Origin of the sequence: Candidatus Nitrosopumilus salarius BD31 (genome assembly GCF_000242875.2) — an archaeon.
Taxonomy (GTDB): Archaea; Thermoproteota; Nitrososphaeria; order Nitrososphaerales; family Nitrosopumilaceae; genus Nitrosopumilus; species Nitrosopumilus salarius.
Genome location: NZ_AEXL02000020.1, coordinates 1 through 641 on the forward strand (window position 1 = coordinate 1; position 641 = coordinate 641).

Genomic DNA, 641 nt, shown 5'->3' on the forward strand with positions numbered 1-641 from the left:
ACTTTGGAAGAAACTGGAAAGTTTGCATATGAGAATGCATTAGACTTTATTGCTTTAGGTTTCAAACCAGAGAAAACAAAAATTATCATTAATACAAAAAACATTCAAACTCTCTACCCAATTGCAGCGCAAGTGGCTAAGAAAATTAATTTTTCCAATACAAAAGCGACATTTGGATTTACAAATGAAACAAATATTGGTATGATTTTTTACACATCTTTACAATCCGCACCGTGTTTTATTGAAGATAAACCAGTTTTAATTCCATTAGGAGTAGATCAAGATCCTCACTTTAGACTAACAAGAGACATAGCACCAAAGATAGGAAAATCAAAACCAGCATTAATTCACAATATCATGATTCCAAGTTTAGAGGGACCGGGTGGAAAAATGTCAGCTTCTGATGAAAAGGGAACAGTGTATACTACAGATACACCAAATATTGTGAAAAATAAAATTAACAAATATGCGTTTTCAGGAGGTCAGCCAGATGTTGAACAACATAGAAAGCTTGGAGGGAATCCAGATGTTGATGTGTCATACCAATACCTAAGAATATTTTTTGAACCAGATGATAATAAATTAAAATCAATTTATGAGGATTACAAGTCTGGAAAAATGTTATCAGGGGAATTAAAAGC

1 protein-coding gene is annotated in these 641 nt (G+C 32.6%); it reads left to right on the forward strand.

The window, feature by feature from the left end; genetic code table 11:
• On the forward strand, nucleotides 1-641 hold a 641-nt coding region (gene trpS, locus BD31_RS00750), incomplete at both ends, for a tryptophan--tRNA ligase (RefSeq protein ID WP_008296974.1).